Source organism: Asticcacaulis sp. (assembly GCF_027484505.1).
GTDB lineage: Bacteria > Pseudomonadota > Alphaproteobacteria > Caulobacterales > Caulobacteraceae > Asticcacaulis.
Genome location: NZ_JAIXSV010000251.1, coordinates 1 through 18,698 on the forward strand (window position 1 = coordinate 1; position 18,698 = coordinate 18,698).

General features: G+C 60.1%; 19 protein-coding genes. 12 read left to right on the forward strand and 7 right to left on the reverse strand.

Going from position 1 to position 18,698, the window contains the following annotated elements:
* The coding region (locus tag Q0072_RS14635) for a hypothetical protein (RefSeq protein ID WP_298331497.1) at positions 1–311 on the forward strand (311 nt) is incomplete at its 5' end.
* Between the two features lie 60 nt (positions 312–371).
* Here the strand turns inward: Q0072_RS14635 and Q0072_RS14640 are convergent.
* Together Q0072_RS14640 and Q0072_RS14645 are read right to left on the reverse strand one after the other, a co-directional pair.
* Entirely contained in the window at positions 372–791 is a 420-nt protein-coding gene (locus Q0072_RS14640) for a response regulator (protein ID WP_126423255.1), read from the reverse strand.
* 19 nt (positions 792–810) lie between these two features.
* Entirely contained in the window at positions 811–1,959 is a 1,149-nt protein-coding gene (locus Q0072_RS14645; RefSeq protein ID WP_298331499.1) for an ATP-binding protein, read from the reverse strand.
* 336 nt (positions 1,960–2,295) lie between these two features.
* On the opposite strand from Q0072_RS14645, the gene Q0072_RS14650 reads away from it, so the two are divergent.
* The 5 genes from Q0072_RS14650 (at position 2,296) to Q0072_RS14670 (ending at position 7,711) form a co-directional block, all read left to right on the forward strand.
* On the forward strand, positions 2,296–2,502 hold the full coding sequence (locus Q0072_RS14650) for a hypothetical protein (protein ID WP_298331501.1): 207 nt from the start codon (positions 2,296–2,298) through the stop codon (positions 2,500–2,502).
* A 104-nt stretch (positions 2,503–2,606) separates the two neighbouring features.
* Positions 2,607–3,029 (forward strand): response regulator, encoded by a 423-nt coding sequence (locus Q0072_RS14655; RefSeq protein ID WP_298331503.1) that lies wholly within the window; start codon positions 2,607–2,609, stop codon positions 3,027–3,029.
* Between the two features lie 256 nt (positions 3,030–3,285).
* The gene (locus tag Q0072_RS14660; protein ID WP_298331505.1) at positions 3,286–5,472 is read left to right on the forward strand and encodes a methyl-accepting chemotaxis protein; all 2,187 of its coding nucleotides are present in this window, start codon (positions 3,286–3,288) and stop codon (positions 5,470–5,472) included.
* A 96-nt stretch (positions 5,473–5,568) separates the two neighbouring features.
* On the forward strand, positions 5,569–6,120 hold the full coding sequence (locus tag Q0072_RS14665; RefSeq protein WP_298331507.1) for a response regulator: 552 nt from the start codon (positions 5,569–5,571) through the stop codon (positions 6,118–6,120).
* 46 nt (positions 6,121–6,166) lie between these two features.
* Positions 6,167–7,711, forward strand: a complete 1,545-nt coding sequence (locus tag Q0072_RS14670; protein WP_298331508.1) for a tryptophan halogenase family protein — start codon at positions 6,167–6,169, stop codon at positions 7,709–7,711.
* 52 nt (positions 7,712–7,763) lie between these two features.
* Here the strand turns inward: Q0072_RS14670 and Q0072_RS14675 are convergent, their stop codons facing one another.
* Positions 7,764–9,125 carry a cation:proton antiporter gene (locus tag Q0072_RS14675; RefSeq protein ID WP_126423241.1) on the reverse strand — a complete coding sequence of 454 codons (1,362 nt, stop codon included), beginning with the start codon at positions 9,123–9,125 and terminating at the stop codon, positions 7,764–7,766.
* Positions 9,126–9,336: 211 nt separating this feature from the next.
* Between Q0072_RS14675 and Q0072_RS14680 the strand changes: the two genes are divergently transcribed.
* The 4 genes from Q0072_RS14680 to Q0072_RS14695 all read left to right on the forward strand — a co-directional run bounded on the left by Q0072_RS14680 (position 9,337) and on the right by Q0072_RS14695 (position 11,016).
* Complete coding sequence (locus tag Q0072_RS14680) at positions 9,337–9,585, forward strand: type II toxin-antitoxin system Phd/YefM family antitoxin (RefSeq protein WP_298331511.1); 249 nt, start codon at positions 9,337–9,339, stop codon at positions 9,583–9,585.
* 101 nt (positions 9,586–9,686) lie between these two features.
* Positions 9,687–10,184, forward strand: a complete 498-nt coding sequence (locus tag Q0072_RS14685) for a PIN domain-containing protein (protein ID WP_298331513.1) — start codon at positions 9,687–9,689, stop codon at positions 10,182–10,184.
* A gap of 62 nt (positions 10,185–10,246) precedes the next feature.
* The gene (locus tag Q0072_RS14690; protein ID WP_298331515.1) at positions 10,247–10,450 is read left to right on the forward strand and encodes a hypothetical protein; all 204 of its coding nucleotides are present in this window, start codon (positions 10,247–10,249) and stop codon (positions 10,448–10,450) included.
* A gap of 332 nt (positions 10,451–10,782) precedes the next feature.
* The gene (locus Q0072_RS14695; RefSeq protein ID WP_298331518.1) at positions 10,783–11,016 is read left to right on the forward strand and encodes a hypothetical protein; all 234 of its coding nucleotides are present in this window, start codon (positions 10,783–10,785) and stop codon (positions 11,014–11,016) included.
* On the opposite strand, the gene Q0072_RS14700 is transcribed toward Q0072_RS14695, so the two are convergent.
* Genes Q0072_RS14700 through Q0072_RS14710 form a run of 3 tightly spaced genes read right to left on the reverse strand, consistent with a single transcriptional unit; the run spans position 11,000 to position 13,496 of the window.
* On the reverse strand, positions 11,000–11,797 hold the full coding sequence (locus Q0072_RS14700; protein ID WP_298331520.1) for a MetQ/NlpA family ABC transporter substrate-binding protein: 798 nt from the start codon (positions 11,795–11,797) through the stop codon (positions 11,000–11,002). The two genes, Q0072_RS14695 and Q0072_RS14700, sit on opposite strands and share 17 nt — an antisense overlap.
* Positions 11,798–11,808: 11 nt before the next feature.
* On the reverse strand, positions 11,809–12,480 hold the full coding sequence (locus Q0072_RS14705) for a methionine ABC transporter permease (protein WP_298331522.1): 672 nt from the start codon (positions 12,478–12,480) through the stop codon (positions 11,809–11,811).
* A complete protein-coding gene (locus Q0072_RS14710; RefSeq protein ID WP_298331524.1) occupies positions 12,477–13,496 on the reverse strand; it encodes an ATP-binding cassette domain-containing protein in 1,020 nt (339 codons plus the stop codon). The genes Q0072_RS14705 and Q0072_RS14710 overlap by 4 nt, the downstream gene beginning before the upstream one ends.
* 731 nt (positions 13,497–14,227) lie before the next feature.
* Between Q0072_RS14710 and Q0072_RS14715 the strand changes: the two genes are divergently transcribed.
* On the forward strand, positions 14,228–17,368 hold the full coding sequence (locus tag Q0072_RS14715; RefSeq protein ID WP_298331526.1) for a TonB-dependent receptor: 3,141 nt from the start codon (positions 14,228–14,230) through the stop codon (positions 17,366–17,368).
* A gap of 185 nt (positions 17,369–17,553) precedes the next feature.
* Positions 17,554–17,814, forward strand: coding sequence for a GlsB/YeaQ/YmgE family stress response membrane protein (locus Q0072_RS14720; RefSeq protein ID WP_013480787.1), 261 nt, complete (start codon positions 17,554–17,556; stop codon positions 17,812–17,814).
* Between the two features lie 50 nt (positions 17,815–17,864).
* Here the strand turns inward: Q0072_RS14720 and Q0072_RS14725 are convergent, their stop codons facing one another.
* Positions 17,865–18,611 carry a FadR/GntR family transcriptional regulator gene (locus Q0072_RS14725; protein ID WP_298331528.1) on the reverse strand — a complete coding sequence of 249 codons (747 nt, stop codon included), beginning with the start codon at positions 18,609–18,611 and terminating at the stop codon, positions 17,865–17,867.
* Between the last annotated feature and the right edge of the window lie 87 nt (positions 18,612–18,698).

Consider the following 18,698-nt stretch of genomic DNA (forward strand, 5'->3'; position numbering starts at 1 on the left):
GATCGGAGCCTAAACCCCAACCCATAAATGGTTGTCTATTAAAAGAGACCGCTTGCAACAGTAGTCGTCATAGACCACCGCCGCCTGCGTTTCCCTTCCCCAGTATACAATGTCAAAGACCGGAAATCCGTTTCAGCGTTAAGCTTCGTAAAGATTTCGTTGCCGCCGTCAGCGGCGAGGAGGCGGTTTCTATTCGAACCCCCGATCCGCGTCAACGGTCTTTTTCGGTTTTCCACAAGGTCGTAGTGTTTTATTTGGCCTCTAGCGAGGCGATCGCTTCATTTTATCATTTATATCAGCAACTTAAATAAAAACAGGCGCGGAAATTTTCTTTCCGCGCCCGCTGATTTTGTCCGTCCACCCCGTGCCCATCAGGGCAGTTTGGCAATTTGCCCCCAAAAGCGCACCACTTCGCGCACGGTTTCGGCGTAGAGCGCGCCCTCAAACGGTTTGACGACATAGCTGCTGGCCTGACGCTCGTAGCAGTCGCGGATGTCGGTCGGCGACTCCGACGAGGTGAACATCACCACGGGAATGGCTTTGAAGGCCGGATCGGCCTTGATCTCGCTGAGGAACATCTTGCCGTCCATACGCGGCATGTTGATATCGAGCAGGATCAGGTCGGGACGGGGCGCCTCCGCGAAACGGCCTTCGCGGCGCAGACACTCCAGCCCCTGCGCCCCATTGCCGGCCACTGACACCCGGCACTCGGTCGCCGCCGTGCGCAGAGCGCGGCGCGTCATTTCGACATCGCCTTCATTATCCTCGATCAGCAGAAGTTCGAGCGTCATGACGTCTCCGGTTCAGGATTTACAGACGGGCCGGTTGCGGCAGGGTAAAGCTGAAGGTCGTGCCTTCGCCCGGCGTCGAGATAAAACTGATCTCTCCGCCGTAGAGGCGCACGAATTTGCGACAGGTCGAAAGGCCAATCCCTGTGCCCGGAAATTCATCCTCGCTGTGCAGCCTCTGAAAGATGGTGAAGATGCGATCGGCATAGGCCGGATCGATACCGATGCCGTTATCGGATACGTCGAAGCGATAGGCCTTGCCTTCGCGGCGCGCCGAGACGTGGATTTCCGGGATGCGCCGGCCGTCCTGAAACTTAAGCGCATTGCCGATCAGGTTTTGCAGCAGGACACGCATCAGGGTGGGTGAGGTGTGCATTTCCGGCAAAGCACCGCAGGTGACCTTTGCGCGCTGGGCTTCGATGACACCGGCCAGACCGGCGCAGACCTCATCAAAAACGCGCCGTGTATCGACCGCCTCAACCTCGATGGCTTCACGGCCGACGCGCGAGAAGTTGAGGATGTCGCCGATCATACGGTTCAGGCGCGTGGCGTTGTCGCGGATATACTGCACATAGCGACGACCATCTTCGTCGAGCTTTTCGGCGGAATCCTCGGCCAGAAAGCCGGCATAGATGTTCATCATGCGTACCGGCTCCTTCATGTCATGCGAACAGACATAGGCGAAGCGCTCCAGTTCCTCGTTCGACTGACGCAGGGTGGCATTCAGTTGCAGTATCTGCTGCCGCTGGGTGTAGAGGTCGAGATAGACCTGCACCTTGGATTTGAGGATGTCGGGATTAATCGGCTTAAAGATATAGTCCACCGCCCCGATGGCCGCCGCTTCGGTGGCGTAGTGGTCCTCCTTGGAAAGGGCGGTGACGAAGATGATCGGCACCCCCTGCATGGAGGGCCGGGTCTTCATCAGGCGCGCGGTTTCAAACCCATCCATGCCGGGCATCTGCACATCGAGCAGGACAATGGCGAAATGGCGCTCGAGCACCAGGCTCAGCGCCGCCTCGCCTGACTCGGCAGTAACGATGTCGGCCCCCAGCGGCTTGAGCAGGGCTTCGGTCGCCAGAAGATTCTGCCAGCGGTCATCGACAATGAGGATAGAGGGCGGCAGCGTCTCGCCCACAGCGGATGGTGTCTGAGCCGTCCTGACCGTCGTCATATCAGCCTCCGATTGCCCTCTGGCGCAGCGAACCTAAAACAGATCGCGTTCGGATTGAATCGAAAAATGCAGCCGAGAGCATTCGTCGGCTCAGTGAGCCGCCGAATGGCTCTCAGTTTTTGCTTGGTCGCGCAATTTACCCGAAAAGTGGCAAGACACTTTCATGGCACTTTTTCGGATTGCGCTCTAACATCCTGTTTTTTTATCTCTTCTCAAGCCGCGGTTTTGCCCGGTCTGGGAGACAAAGTGCCTTTATACCGTGTTCACAACCTGTGCGCGGCCCGCCATTTTCGTCTTATGCCTTTGCGCCCAGATTTCCGGTGGAAAGGAGATATTATGACGCACCACCGCTCCCCCACACCTGAAGAGATCAGCCAGAGCGCCGAAGAGAAAGGCCACGACAGCGATCCCTTTCCGCCGAAAGGTACAACGGACGAACACCTGCTGAGTAAGGATAGCCAGCGCCCGATCCGCGAGGACGAGCGCGTCAGGGCGACCCGCAAGGCGCTCCGTCGCATCCGCAAGCCGCAGAGCCACCTGTAAACGCGGACAGTCAATACTGATTTTTTACGCCGCTTACGGTTAAGGACGGGCCGCGTCAGCAAGGCGCGACCCTCGTAAAATATCATTTTTCTCAAAGGTTTGTCATGATTGATTGTCAAGAACGCAAAGACGGGGCAGTTCTCACGCCCGCGCCTTTGAAAGTGCTGGTCGTTGACGACAATCAAGCTTCGGCCCTGACCTTGAGCTGGGCCATCGAATCGTGGGGCGATGAGGTGCGGACCTGTTTCGACGGTCTCAGCGCGATAGACACGGCGCGCAGCTTTCACCCGGACGTCGTGCTGCTCGATCTGGGGATGCCGGAAATCGACGGCCTGAGCGCGGCGCGCGCCTTACGCGCCGATCCGCGCACCCGTCGCTGCAAGATCATCGCCCAAACCGGCTGGGGCGATGCGGCGCGCCGTCGCGAGACCGCCGAAGCGGGTTTCGACCTGCATCTGGTCAAGCCTATCGACTTTAACGTCCTGCAGGAGATGTTCGAACTGTTCCGCCTGATGCCTGCGCGGTAATCAGTTGCCACCTTCTGTAATCGCAGGGGTTGCTTTCCAAAACATAACGCGCCCCGTAAGCAAATTATCAATCAAAGACAAATATTACATCGCCGCGTATTAAATATACTCGGTTGTCGCAATTTGCGACAGCGTGATATTTCGTCGCATTATTTATCATTACACAAAATATAAGCGGCAAAATCGCTTAAGACATCGTTTATTATTGTGGGCGCGATGATCCCCCTAACGCCGTTATGGCGGCTGGAGGACGCACATGAACATACATTCCGTTAAAACCAAGATCGTCGCCTTGTCGGCGCTCTGCCTACTGATGGCGACCGGGGCCCTTGTTGGTTTCGGCATCTTTTCGTCAGGCAAGACCGCGCATTTTGTGAACCAGAATGTGCAGGGTCTGCTGGATCGCAACAGCAGTGAGTCCCTGACGCGGCTGGCCGATGCGCAGGCCGGGACGATCCGCACCGAGGTCGATACGGCGTTTTCCGCCGCCCGTAACATGGCGCGCAGCCTGGAAGTGATCGCCGGCCCCGGCGGCGTGCCGCGCGCTCAGCGGCGTCAGCATCTGAACGAGATCCTGCTGGGGGTGCTGAAGGACAATCCGCGCTTTAACGGCACCTACAGCGCCTGGGCCCCCAATGCGCTGGACGGGGCGGACGGGGCCTATGTCAACCGCAAGGCGGTAGGCTCCGACGCCACAGGCCGCGCCCTGCCCTACTGGACGCGCAATGCGCAGGGCGAAATCGCGCTTCAGCCGCTGGTCGAATACGACAGTCAGGACCGCCACCCCAATGGCCTGATCAAGGGCGGCTGGTTCCTTGGCCCGCAGGCCAATGGTAAGGAAAGCATCCTCGCCCCCCTGCCCTATATCGTACAGGGCAAGCCCGTCTTTCTGGCCACCATGTCGGTGCCCATCGTCATTGACGGTCAGTTCAAAGGGGTGGCCGGGGCCGATTTCGACCTGTCCTTCGTGCAGGTTCTGGCCCAGTCGGTGAAAAAGTCGATTTATGAGGGCAAGGGCAATGTGACCATCGTCACCTCCGACGGGCTGGTGGTCGCGTCGAGCGCCTTCCCCGACGCCGTCGGTGGCTCGGTGCAGACCGTCGATCCGATGGCGTGGAGCGCTCTCGATACCGTCAAGGCGGGCCGCTCGGCCGTCGATTTCGACAAAAAGAACGATCAGATGCGCGTCTATGCCCCCATTCAGCTGGGCCGCAGCGGGCAGTTCTGGTCGGTGATCATCACCGTGCCGCGCACCGTCGTCATGGCCGATGCTGACAAGCTGTCCAATGCGCTCAAGGCGCGTGGCGGCAGCGACTCGCTGTGGGAAATCGTCTGCGCCCTGATCGTGGCGGTGCTGGGCATCGCGATGATCGCCGTCATGGCCAATAATGTCGCCAACCCCATTGCCCGCCTGACCGAGGCGCTGGGTCGGCTGGCCTCTGGCGAAAAGCTGCGCGAAATCGCCGGGGCCGGACGCAAGGACGAGATCGGCGACATTTCGCGAGCGGTCGATCGCATCCGCATCGTCACCGAAGAAGAGGCCCTGCAAAAGGCCGCCGACGCCGAGGCCGAACGCCAGAGGCAGGACCAGGAACGGCGTCAGATGATGCTCAAACTGGCCGATGAGTTCGAAAAATCGGTGGGCGGCATCGTCTCGCTGGTGTCCAGTGCGGCCACGGAAATGCAGGCCTCGGCACAGCAACTGACCACCACGGCGCAGCAGGCGTCGGCGCAATCGGTCGCTGTCTCGGCCGCCGCCGAAGAGGCCGGGGCCAATGTCACCTCGGTGGCGTCGTCCGCCGAAGAACTGGGGGCTTCGGTCAGCGAAATCGGGCGTCAGGTCGAAACCTCGGCCAGCATTTCTTCGGAAGCCGTGGAAGAGGCCAGCGGCGCGGTGCGTCTGGTGGACGAGCTGAATACGGTCGCCGTCAGCATCGGCGGGGTGGTCGATCTGATCGCTGGTCTGGCCAGCCAGACCAACCTGCTGGCGCTCAACGCCACCATTGAGTCGGCGCGTGCGGGAGAAGCGGGCAAGGGCTTTGCCGTGGTCGCTTCCGAGGTCAAGGCGCTGGCCGGTCAGACGGCCAAGGCCACGACGGAAATCTCGGATAAGATCGCCCACATGCAGGAGGCCACCGCCAAGGCCGCGGCAGCCATCTCCAATATTTCCGGCACCATCACCCACATCAACCAGACCAACACCATCATTGCCTCTGCCGTCGAACAGCAGACAGCGGCGACGCAGGAGATCGTTCAGGCCGTCAATCAGGCCTCAATCGGTACGCAGGAGGTGACCACCAACATCACCGGCGTGGCCATGGCGGCGGAACAGACCGGCACCTCCGCCGTGCAGGTGCTGGGGGCATCGGCCGAACTGGCACAGCAGGCCGAGCGGCTGCATCAGGAAATGGACAAATTCCTGCAAACCGTGCGCGCCGCCTGAGTCACCCCACACCCCGTTGACCCTGGGGGCGGGGCCGTCAAACGGTCCTGCCCCCGCGAGCCGCAGGGTAAGCTTAAAAAAAGAAAGACCACAGGCATGAAACCCACCGCCACCGATACCCCTCTCGACCTGTCGCGCCTCAGCGTACTGGTGGTCGATGACAGCCTCAACATCCGCAAGCTGGTGTCTGAGATGCTCAGGTCGATAGGGCTGAAGACAGTCAAACAGGCCAGCAGCGGCATCGAAGTGTTTGAAATCCTGAAAACCAGTCCCGTCGATCTGATCATCATGGATCTGGTCATGGACCAACTGGATGGCATCGAAACGGCCAAGCTGCTGCGGCAGGGCACCGACAGCCCCAACCGCACCGTGCCGATCATCCTCATCACCGGTCATACCGAACGCAGCAACATTATGCGGGCGCGCGACGCCGGCATTAACGAGGTGATCGCCAAGCCCTTTTCGGCACAGGTGCTGCTCGACCATCTGCGCCACGTCCTGACGCAGGAGCGCGAATGGATCGCCACCGCCCACTATACGGGGCCGGACCGGCGATGCCACACGCCTGCGAGCTATGCCGGACCGTGGCGGCGCGCCAGAGATGCGGAGGCCACACAGCTCGCAGAGACGGCCACTCAGGCGGTATAGCCCCTGCCGATTGCCCGCGCCGCCAAAACGTCGCATACTCAGACCCATGACGGGCAAGCGCAGAATCCTGATCCTGGGGGGTGGTACGGCCGGATGGCTGGCGGCGGCCTATCTGGCGCGCTATTTCGACATCAAACGTCAGCCGCGCCTTGAGATCGTGCTGGTGGAGTCACCTGAGATCAGCAGCGTCGGCGTCGGCGAAGGCACCTTCCCCACCATACGCCAGACGCTGAAATTCATCGGCATCGATGAAGCGCCGTTTATGCGGCGCACCACCGCCACCTTCAAACAGGGCATCCGTTTTGCCGACTGGCTGAAGACGCCAGTCAACGGACAGCACGCGCACTATTTCCACCCGTTCGAAGCCCCTTACTATACCGAGGGTGAAGGGCTGGTCCCCTACTGGCTGTTGCAGGACGAGGCGACGCGCAAGCCCTTTGCCGAGGCCGTGACCTTTCAGAAGCGCGTGGCCGAGGCGCGGCGCGCACCCAAACGCCCGCACGAAGGCGATTTTGCCGGCCCGCTGAACTATGCCTACCATTTCGATGCGCATCAGTTGGCCGAGGTGCTGGCCGAACGCGCCGTCGCTCTGGGGGTGGTGCATAAGCCGGCGCGGCTCGATGGGGTGGTGCTGGACCACACGGGGCAGATCGACCACATCGTCGCCGACGGCGAGGTGCTGACGGCGGACCTCTATATCGACTGTTCGGGCTTTCGGGCGGAACTGATCGGCAAGGCATTGGGCTCGCCGTTCCGTTCCGTGCGCGGGACGCTGTTCACCAATAAGGCGCTGGCCTGCAAGGCACCCTATGAACGCCCCGATGCCCCCATCGAAAGCTATACGGTGGCTACGGCTCACGCGGCGGGCTGGACCTGGGACATCGGCCTTGATGGGCAGCGCGGCATCGGCTATACCTACTCGACCGACCACACCAGCGACGATGAGGCCGAAGCGACACTGCGCCGTTATGTGGGGAGCAAGGCCCCGCTGACCCTGCGCGAGATTGCGTTCGAGCCCGGCTATCGCGAGAATCCGTGGATCGGCAACTGCGTGGCGGTGGGTCTGGCGGGTGGCTTTATGGAGCCGCTGGAATCGACCGGTATCGTGATGATCGAGGTCGCCGTGGCCATGATCGCCGAACTGTTCCCCCACGCCGGGCCTATCGACGCCTCCGCCCGGCGCTTCAACGCCCTGATGACAGCGCGTTACGAGAATATCGTTACCTTCCTCAAGCTGCACTACGCGCTGAGCCACCGCAGCGAGGCCTTCTGGCGCGACAATGCCGATGCGCAGACCTGGCCCGACCGGTTGCGCGAGTTGCTGGATCAGTGGCGTTACCGGCCGCCCAGCCGGTTCGATTTTTTGATCGACGTCGAAACCTTCGCCTTCTTCAACTATCAGTACATTCTCTACGGGATGGGCTTCCGGACCGACCTCAGCGGGGCGCGCGACCAGTTCCCGCATGTGGAGGACGCCAACCGGACCTTTGCCAAGATCCATAATTTCGGCGAGCGGGCGACGCTGGACCTGCCGCCGCACCGCACCCTGATCCGGCAAATCTATGCCGAGGGCTTTGCGGAGTCGGCATAAAAAAACGCCCCGGCGGGAGGATCACCGGGGCGCAATGAGGCAGGTAGAGAGATCAGTCCGGCGACCTGTCCGGCAAAGCCCCAAGCTCGCCGCTTTCCCGGGCCTTGCGGCCATAGACGGCTTCGAACAGCGGCGAGGCCATAACCGTGGTGACAATCGCCATCAGCACCAGCATCGAGAACAGGGCCGGGCCGATAATACCCTTTTGCAGGCCGATATTGATGATGATCAGCTCCATCAGCCCGCGGGAATTCATCAGCGCGCCGATGCCAAGCGCGGTGCGGTTGTCTTCGCCGGTCAGGCGCGCCGCCGCATAGCAGGCGCCGAACTTGGCGAGGATCGACACGGCCAGAATGGCCAGTGCGATCAGCAGCAGTTCGAGATTATTGACCATATCAAGGCGCGTATTCAGCCCCGAATAGGTGAAGAACATCGGCAGCAGCAGGATGACGGTCAGCGGTTCGACCTTCTTCTTCAGTTCTTCGGTGAACTTGCCGCGCGGCATGACCGTCCCCAGAATGAAGCCGCCAAAGATGGCGTGGATGCCCACTGCGTCCATCACAAAGGCCGAGGTGGCAAAGGCGATCAGGGTGATGGCCAGAACCGTGTGGCTCATCTCGCCGCGGTCTTCGACCATGCGCCCCAGCGGCGCCAGCAGGCGCTTGCCGGCGAACACGACGAACAGCGTCCACAACAGGCCGCCGCCGATGGCCAGCACAGCAATGCCCGGCCCGCCACCAAAGGTCGCCAGCACAATAGCCAGCACGCACCACGACACGGCGTCATCAAAAGCGCCGGCGGTCAGGGACAGGGTGCCCAGAGACGAATTGGCCAGACCTCGCTCATTAATAATGCGCGCCAGCATCGGGAAGGCGGTCAGCGCGATACAGGCCCCCATGAACAGGGTGGCGTTAACCTGTGAAATGCCTTCGGCAAACAGACCCGGCACGGTGAGAAGCCACGGCGTAATCAGCACGGCCATCAGAAACGGCACCGTAATGCCCGATAGCGATACAGCCGCAGCGCTCTTGCCCTTTTGCGCGAAATGGTCGGCGCGGAAGGTGCAGCCGACGAGGAACATATAAAGACCCACGCCCAGTTGCGCCCCGACATAGAGGACATTGCGGCTTTCCTTGGGGAAGATGGCCCCCTGAAGGTCGGGGAACAAAAGCCCCAGCAGCGAGGGCCCCAGAATGACCCCGGCGATCATTTCACCGACCACCTGCGGCTGCGCCAGAAACTTCTGACCCAGCCAGCCCACCACGCGGCACGCCAGGATGATCAGGCCGATTTGCAGGAAAAAACGAATGCTGAAGTCATTGGCATTATAGGTGCCGTTAGGCCCATGCGGCGACAGGATGGTGGTGATGGTCTCAAGCGTGTGAGCCCACATGTCGGGTGTGGCGACGGTCATGCGTGTCTGTGATCCCCTGATTGATCTGTGTTCGGCCTTCTTTCGGGCGAGGCCGGTGGCTGAGACAGACACACAAACCGCCCCGGGCGCAACCGGTTGCTGCTTAAAAAAACGTTTTGAAATCGCGCGTTTGAAAATTGTTGCCAATCGGTCACGATGTAGTAACGTCACTACATATTAGCGCGCTCGTTTGTAGCAACGTAGGTGCAAATTGACGACCTTTTCCAGCCGGGAATTCAATCAGGATGTCGGCAGCGCCAAACGCGCCGCCTTGTCTGAGCCGGTCTTTATCACCGACCGGGGCAAGCCGACTCACGTGCTGCTGAGCTTTGACGCCTATCGCGCCCTGTCGGGGCAGACGGAGACTCTGGTCGATCTGCTGGCGCTCAGCGAAGGGGTGACGATTGACCTTGATGCCGCCCGTGCCGGGGATGGCTGGGACCGTCAGGGAGGGATTTAGAGCGCATTTCGTTCAGATTGAATCGAAATCACGCTCTAAATTTTTTGGTTAAACGCGCTTTTTTCCCGAAAAGTGCGTCACACTTTTCGGAAAGCGCTCGAATGTACCTGCTCGACACCCCCATCGTTATGGAACTGCGCAAGGCCAAGGCCGGTGACACTGATCCCGGCCTGACGCGCTGGGCGTCGGGCATTGGGCGTCAGCACCTGTTTCTGTCGGTGCTGAGCCTGCTGGAGATGGAAACCAGCGTCGCGGCGGCGGAAAAACGCGACGCCGAAAGCGGGCGTCTGCTGCGGCAATGGCTGGACGAACAGGTGCCGCGCGCTTTTGAAAACCACATCCTTCCCATAGATGCCGCGGTGGCCCGACGCCGGGCGGCCCTCAATATGAGCGATTCCCGCGATGCGCTGATGGCCGCAACCGCCGCCGTGCACGGCCTGACGCTCGTTACCCCCTCACCGGCAGCCTTCAAGGCGGGCAAGGTTAAGACCTTCAATCCGTTCGGCTATACGCCCGAAGAGGCCGACACCTCCGCCGACTGGCGCGAAGCCTCACGCTCCGGCCCGCAATGGTTCCGCAACCTGTTTGTCAGGTTTTGAGTCTTGCTTGTCGCCTGACAAACCCTGCACTACGATGCCCTCGTGTGTTGGGGGAGAGACGTATGCGACTTTGGATCAGGATTATCGGCATCACAGCCGGCTTGTTACTTTTTACAACCTTTGGCGGATTGATCGTGTTGCGTTATTTGAACGGCGAAGGTCTATTCTCGCAGCGGTTCGGCACATGGTTTGAAGCGGCGTCTATAGCTATCGCCGCTTTGGCGTTGATTTATGTCTTTTACCGTATTGTCAAAATAAAGAAGTGATCAGGCAAATGCCTTTGCAGCCTTGTGAAACAGGTAATTTCACGGGAGCAGCCATAGAGGTGTCTCCGGGACGTTCTGGCATCAAAACAGAATGCAGGCCTCTGTTCACGACATATGAAATTCTGACTCGGCCAGAGCGCAATCCGATAAAGTTGAAACCACTTTTCGGAAAAATTGCGCGACAAAACAGAAATTTAGAGCTGGATGATACCTCCACTTAAAATCATCCCGCTCTAACGCGCGTTGCGCGCTGGACAGGCGTTCCACCCCGTGCAACGTCTCTAACCACTCAAGACGTAAGGCGGGGAAAGACTACGGACACGGATATATGGGTGCAGCTTGTACCATCGCTGATCCTTTCGGTTCTTTGGCAAGGTCTGCTGGGGCTCAGCTACTACGTCATCTTGAAACGACTGGCCCCCCAGCGCGGCAGGATTGCACTGCTAACTCTCATCCCTTACGTCGGCTATATTATCCTGCTCTACGTGCACTTCACAACGCTCAATCTGCTCACAACACGTCTGACCCGTCTTGAGGAGGTGGTGTCAGCTAAAACGCCGCAATGACCGCACCATTATAGGTCTTGGCGATGAAATCCTTGACCTTTTGAGAGGTCAGGGCTTCGGCCAGCGCCTTGATGCGCAGGTCGTCTTTCTTGTCGGCACGTGCCACCAGATAGTTGATGTACGGGCTGTCCGCGCCTTCGATGATCAGGGCGTCTTTCTTCGGGTCCAGCTTGGCATCCAGCGCATAGTTGGTGTTGATCAGGGCCAGATCGACCTCCGGCAGGACACGCGGCAGGGACGGCGATTCCAGCTCCTTGAACACAAAGCCTTTGGGGTTACCGGCGATGTCTTTCAACGTCGCATTGATATTGGTCGGGTCTTTCAGCGTGATCAGGCCGTTCTTGTGCAGCAGGATCAGAGCGCGCCCGGTGTTCGACGCATCATTGGGCACGGCGATGACCGCGCCCTGCGGCAGGTCGCCAATCGCCTTATGTTTGCGCGAATAGCCGCCAAACGGCTCGACATGCACACCGACCACGGTCACCAGCTTGGTGCCGCGCTCTTTGTTGAACGAGTCGAGATAGGGCAGGGTCTGGAAATAGTTGGCGTCGATCAGGCCCTGATCGACCTGAAGGTTCGGCTGCACATAGTCATTGAAGACCTTGATATCGAGCGTGATGCCTTTCGCGGCCAGATCGGGGGTGATGACCTTGAGGATTTCGGCGTGCGGCACCGCGGTGGCGGCAACGCTGAGGACATTGCCCTTGGCGGCCGGCTTGCCGCAGGCGGCCAGAGCAGAGGCGGCAAAACCGGTCAGGATCAGATGACGACGAGACAGCATAAGTATCTTCCTTATTTCTTTGAGACGCGCGCCACCAGCACATCGCCCAGCATTTGCAGACCCTGAACCAGGGCAATGATCAGCACCACCGTCACCACCATGACATCGGTCTGAAAGCGTTGATAGCCATAGCGGACGGCCAGGTCGCCGAGGCCGCCCGCCCCCACCACACCGGCCATAGCCGTATAGGAGACGAGCGCGATGGCCGTCACAGTCGCGGCCGCAATCAGGCCCGGCAGGGCTTCGGGCAGCAGGGTGTGCAGGATGATCTGACGCTTTGAGGCCCCCAGCGCCTGCGTGGCCTCGATCACCGAGCGATCGACTTCGCGCAAGGCGTTTTCGACCAGCCGCGCCAGAAACGGGGCGGCCCCCAGCACCAGCGGCGGAATGGCCCCCTTCACCCCCAGGGACGTGCCGACCAGCGCCAGAGTGACCGGGATCAGCAGGATGAACAGGATCACAAAGGGGATGGAGCGCAGCACATTGACCGCAAAACTCAGCAGACCATAGAGGAGCGGATTGGGGCTTAAGCCCTGCCGGCTGGTCACCGACAGCCACACGCCCAGCGGCAGGCCAAGCGCGAGGCTGAGCAGCAGAGACGCGCCGACCATGCCGAGCGTCTCACCGCTGGCGCGGGCGATTTCCGCCGGGTCGATATTGGCAAAAAAGTCAGGGCTTATCATTGGACCGCCTCCGTCACGCTGACGCCGCGCGCCCGCAGACGCGCCAGCGCTTCGGCGCGGTCAGGGCCGGCCATATCGACGATCATATGGCCATAGGGCCCGGATTTGAGGTGCGACACCTGCCCGGACAGGACGCTGAAACGGGCCTGAAGCCCCTGTACGGCCGCCGACAGGGCGTCGGAATAGACCACCTCGCCGAAATAGGTCAGGGTCACAGCCCCTTCCCCCACCCCGTCGGGGGGCGGCGGCAGGATGTGCTTCGATAAGGCGCGGCCGGCCGCACTCACCGGGGCGAACAGCACCTGTTCCACCGTGCCGACCTCGGCCAGCCGTCCGTGATCGAGCACGGCCACGCGGTCGCAGACCTGACGCACCACCTCCATCTCATGCGTTACCAGCACGATGGTCAGGCCCAGTTCGCGGTTCAGTTCGGCCAGAAGCGTCAGTATGCCCTGCGTCGCCTCCGGATCGAGCGCCGAGGTCGCTTCGTCACACAGCAGGATGTCCGGTGCATTGGCAAGCGCACGGGCAATGGCCACGCGCTGCTTCTGCCCGCCCGAAAGCTGCGCGGGGTATTTCTGGGCGTGGGCGCTGAGGCCGACGCGATCAAGCAGATCGAGCGCCCGCTGACGGCGGGTGGCAGGGGTGCCCGTCCCGGCCAGTTCCAGCGCATAGGCGACGTTGTGCAGCGCTGTCTTGCTCGACAACAGGCCGAACGATTGAAAAATCATGCCCATCTTATGCCGCAAGGCCGACAGGGCGCGCGCATCCAGACCACTGAGATCGACGCCATTGACCTCCACCCGGCCCTCGCTGGGCGTTTCCAGCCGGTTGAGCAGGCGGATCAGGGTCGATTTGCCGGACCCCGACGGACCGATAATGCCAAACACCTCACCCCGCGCGATATCGAGATCGACGCCATCAAGCGCCGCCTGCACGCCGCTTTTGGAGACGAAGCGCCGGGTGACACCGCGTAAGCCGATGACCGAAACCGAATTGTGCACATCTGAAACCATCAGGCGGTCTTAGAGCGCCTGTCGCGGCCTGTGAAGCGTGTTTTTCTGCGCGCAGCGGCGACGCTTTCTAAACTGGGGATTACGCGCGGTTTCCTGTCTCAAAATGATGATCATTTTTGACATAATTTGAATATTTCAAATTTGAAAATTAAACACGGCGTCAATTTTAGCGCCTAACATCAGCACTGACGTCTTTAAATGCGGGATTATTATAAGTATAAATACATCACTGATAAAAACACATATTTTTAAGAAGTATTAAATTTGTATTTATGCCAAATTTGCCAATATATTTGTCATTTTACGCGTCATATTTTAGCCAAATTTGATCCCGTTTTGACATATTATGTGGCATTTTTGCCCATGAAACGATGATATTTGACATTTTCATAAAAATAGCAGCGCTATTTATGGCGAAGGACTTGACTGATCGTTTTTGATCGTAAATGTTCGCAGCGCTGATAAATTGATCATCGCGCCACGAGGGTACAAACCCAAGGGCAGGCCCAAAGGCAGCGATGAGGGAGACTCGCCCCTTTTCGGAGCCATTTGTGTCGCTCCACCCCTTTCTCCGTCACCGGTTCTGCATCGTGCGCGAACCTGTCCGGCGGGATAGCGGCGTCTGGGCTGTCTCCCGTTCGATGTATCCGCCGGTGCCCGCGCGCCGTCGTCCCCCTCCCCGGACGACCGCCGGGCCGCCGCCCCGCAGATTGCTCAGGAGCCCCCAAGGTATGATCCGCAGCCCCTCCCCCCGCCTCCTTTCCGCGCGCCTGAAAAGCGCCTCCGCCCTGACCGCGGTTGCCCTGCTGGGCCTCAGCGGTGTCGCTTTTGCGCAGGAGGCCGCCCCCGCTGCCCCGGCGAAAGAAGACATTGAAACCGTCATCGTCACCGGCACGCGTCAATCGCAGCAATCGGCGATCAATCGCAAGAAGAAGGCCGGCACGGTCTCTGACTCCATCGTGGCCGATGATATTGCGCAGTTCCCGGACAAGAATGTCGGTGAAGCGCTGGGTCGCATTACCGGCGTTCAACTGGCCCGCGATTTTGGTGAAGGGAACTCGGTCTCTATCCGCGGGGTGGAACCCGATCTGAACCGCGTCGAAATCAACGGCATGAGCACCCTGTCCACCGCGGGCAACCTCAATACCTATGGCGGCGGCGGGCGTTCCAATGACTTCCGCGAACTGGCCTCGGAACTGGTGCAGTCGATCGACGTGTTCAAAGGCTTCACGGCCGATATGACCGAAGGCGGCGTCGGCGGCACGGTCAGCGTCAAGACGCGCAAACCGCTCGACTTCAAAAAGCCAACCTTCTCCATCACCGCTTCGCTGCAAAACCTTGACACAGAAGATGGCTGGAAGCCGCGCAGCAACTTCTTCGGCGCGACGCGGCTGCTGGACGGCAAGCTGGGGCTGATGGCCAACATCACCTTCGATAATGTCGATACGCGCGGTGACTATCTGCGCAATACAGCCTGGGTGCGTCTGGCCGATCTCGACGGTTCGGCGGAAAAGACAGCCAACTATTACTCGCCCACCGACTCCGCCGCCAATATCGCGGCCTATAATGCCATCACGACACAGGCCGCGTGTAATTCAGCCTATGCCGGTTCCAGCAGCGTGGTGACGGCACAGCGCAACAACTGCCTGTCGCAATGGTACGACTACAATCCGCGCGTGCCGCGTTACGGCGTGTGGACCCGCAATGACAAGCGCGCCTCGGCCGAATTTGTTGCCCAGTACCGGTTCACTGACCGCATTGACGCCTATGTCAGCTATAACCGTAACACCCGCGACCAGACGCTGAACGACATCAACTATGGCACGGACTTCACCTCGGTGAACCGCCTCTACAATGTCACCTCGGCAACCAATGCGGCCTGCGGGTCCACCGTGCCTGCCGGATCGACCACTGTGGTCAATCACGTGGTGAGCAGCTACACCGCCGGTAACTGTCTGACCACCACCGGCCGCGGCGGCTCCAATGCCTTCAGCGTCAGTGCGCGCGATTTCAAATACACCACCGAAAGCGACTATTACGGCTTTGGCGCCAACTATAAGGGCGATCGCCTGAAGGCGGAGTTTCAGGGCTCGGTGGCCAAAACCGACACCGTGTCGCAAACCAACAATGTCAGCGTCAGCTACAATGTGCCCGGTCTGGTCGTGAGCCTCAACAGCGCGGGCGCTCCGGTCTTCACCTTCCCCACAGGCTATAGCCCGACCGACGCCTCTGCGGTCAGCCAGTGGCAGATCCAGTATCGCCCGTCGAACGCCCATTCCGAGGAACAGCAGTACAAGCTCGACTTCGACTATGACACGCGCTGGCCGATCATAGACAAGATCGAATTCGGTGCCCGTGCGACCGATAGCGAAACCTATGGCTACGGCGCCCTGATCTTTGGCGGTGGCGACGGCATGATCCTCAGCGCCGGCAGCAATCTGGCCTCGGGCACGGACGACACCGTCGTCTATGCCAACCAGATCAACTCGACGGCCACCATCTCCCCCAACCAGACCGCCGATCAGACGGCCGCCGCCGCCGCGGCTGCGGCGTATCAGACCGGCTACTGGTCCACGACCGAAACCTGGTCGAGAAACTTCTCAAACAGCGTCTTCGCGGCGGCCATGACGCCGCTGTCTTCCAGCTTCTACTACGGCGGCGGCAATATCCCGACCACCTGGAACTATCCGGACTTTGCGACCGTGGCGCAGTACCTCGACACATCGCATTTCAATCTGGACAATCTGGAAACGACAACGGGCAGCGACGGCAAAACCTATAACCGCATCCCTTACCGCGTTTCCGAAACGACCGACGCCCAGTATCTGAAGTTCAACTATGCCTTCCCGTGGAATGGCTGGGATGTGAGCGGGAATTTTGGCTGGCGTCGCGTCAATACGCAAACGACGGCTTCGGGCGTCAATACGCGTCAGGAAATCCGTTACAACAACAACGTGGCCACCACCTACACCGTGTCCAACAGCCTGACCTCCATCACCAAGGATTATACGGTGTGGCTGCCGAGCTTTAACGCCGGGGTGTGGTTCATCCCGAACACGCTGTCGGCGCGTGCCGGCTTTGCCGACCTGATGGCCCGGCCGCTGGTGAACTATCTGATGCCCTCGGTGACCTGCACCATCAACTACACCAATGACGGCACAGACTCCGATACGGCCGACACCTGCGTCGCGGGCAACCCGTCGCTCAAGCCTTATCGCGCCAAGCAGTATGACCTGAGCTTCGAATACTATCCCAACAAGGACACGCAGGTGACGCTGGGGCTGTTCTACAAGAACATCAAATCCTTCTACGTCTCTTCGCGGGTTCCGGTCGGGATGGTCGATTATTTCGGCGATGGAACCCAGTATTCCCTGACCACCTATATCAATGGTGAGGGGGCCAAGATTTCGGGTCTCGAACTGACGGCCAAAACCGCCTTCACCTTCCTGCCGGGCTGGATGTCGGGCTTCGGCGCCGATGCCAACTACACCTATCAGGAAGCCAAGGATGTCGGCCTCTACAGCCAGCTTGACGGCTCGCCCCTGCCCTTCCCCGGCCTTTCGACCGACAGCTATAACTTCACCTTCTGGTACGACAAGGGCCCGATCAATGCGCGTCTGGCCTATAATTACCGCTCGAAGTGGCTGGTCAGCGCCGCCGACAGCTATGGTCAGCCGCTCTATCGTGACGAAACCGGTTATCTGGACGGCAAGATCACCTGGAAGCCCGGTCCGCGCGGCCTTAGCCTCTTCATGGAAGGCAAAAACCTGACCAAGGAAGAAGAGACCACCTCTACCGGCGTTGGCAATCTTCTGACCGAGCAGGGTTATTTCGGTCGTCGCTTCTTCGTGGGCTTCACGATCAAGCGTTAAACAATTTATTTCCTCCCAAACTCACCGCCGCCTGTTCATCGCAGGCGGCGGTTTTTTGTAGCCGGAGCCTTGCACGGTTTTTATGCGACGGCCGCACGGCGGCATTTTGGCCTTATCGGACGCGTGAGAGTGTGAGCCTCAGTACACGGGCCTGTCGGCTCCTGACTTTTGAGGAGGCTATTTCCATGAACGAGAATTCCATCGGCTGGCTGACAGCCCTGATCGTCGGTGCCTTTGCCGGCTGGATCGCCGAACAACTGATGAAGTCCGAACAGGGTCTGTTCATGAACATCCTGCTGGGGGTCATCGGGGCGGCCGTAGCCAATGGGCTGCTGGCCATCCTCGGCATCTCGTTCGGTGGGGTGATCGGCTATCTGATCGCCGGTGTGATCGGGGCCTGCCTGCTGATCGGGCTTAGCCGTATGCTGCGCGGTCGCCGGGCGTAACGCGCCTGAAGCGTCAATGCGAAAAGCCTGCTCCGTAAGGGGCAGGCTTTTTATGCCTTCAGAAACCGCTTGGCCAGCGCCTTGCGCCGCGCTTCCCCGGCGGCGCGGGCCTTTTCGACCTCGACCAGTTCGGTCGTGGCCAGAAGGTGCTCGATCACACGGTCCATATGCTCGCGCATGGCCTGACGCGCCGCGTCGGGCGAGCGCTTTTCCAGCGCCTCAATGATCTGGCTGTGTTCGGCGACACGCGCCTTCATGCCGAGATTGGCCGTGCGGGCCAGAATGTTGCGCGCCAGCGGCGAGCGGTAGCGCCAGTCCCACAGGTTCTCAACGGATGAGACAATCGCCCCATTGCCCGTCACCTGCGCGATCAGCATGTGGAATTCGCGGTCAGCGCGCTCGGAAATCGCCGGAGACGGGTCTTCCATACGCCGCGCCAGTTTTTTCAGGTCATCAAGCTGTTCATCCGTAATCAGGGTGGCCGCCAGCGCCGCCACCTCGCTTTCAAACAGGCGGCGCGCCTCGATCAGCTCAAAAGCACCGATTTCGGAATCGGACATGGGCAGGGGGTCGGGCGACACCGCCTTGACCACGATGCCGTGGCCCTGACGCGCCTCGATATAGCCGAGGATTTCCAGCGCGATCATGGCCTCACGCAGGGTGGGGCGGCTGACCTTGAACTGTACAGCCAGCTCACGCTCGGTCGGCAGGCGGTCGCCCGCACTATAGACGCCGGAGCGGATTTCTTCGGCGATGGCGTCGGCGATGCGTTTGTAACGTTTACGATTGTCAGACATGGGACCGTTATCAGGATTCGCCCAACTATGCCCCATCAGACGATATTTTGAAACGGAAAAGGTGAGCGCGGCGTACACGCATTGTCA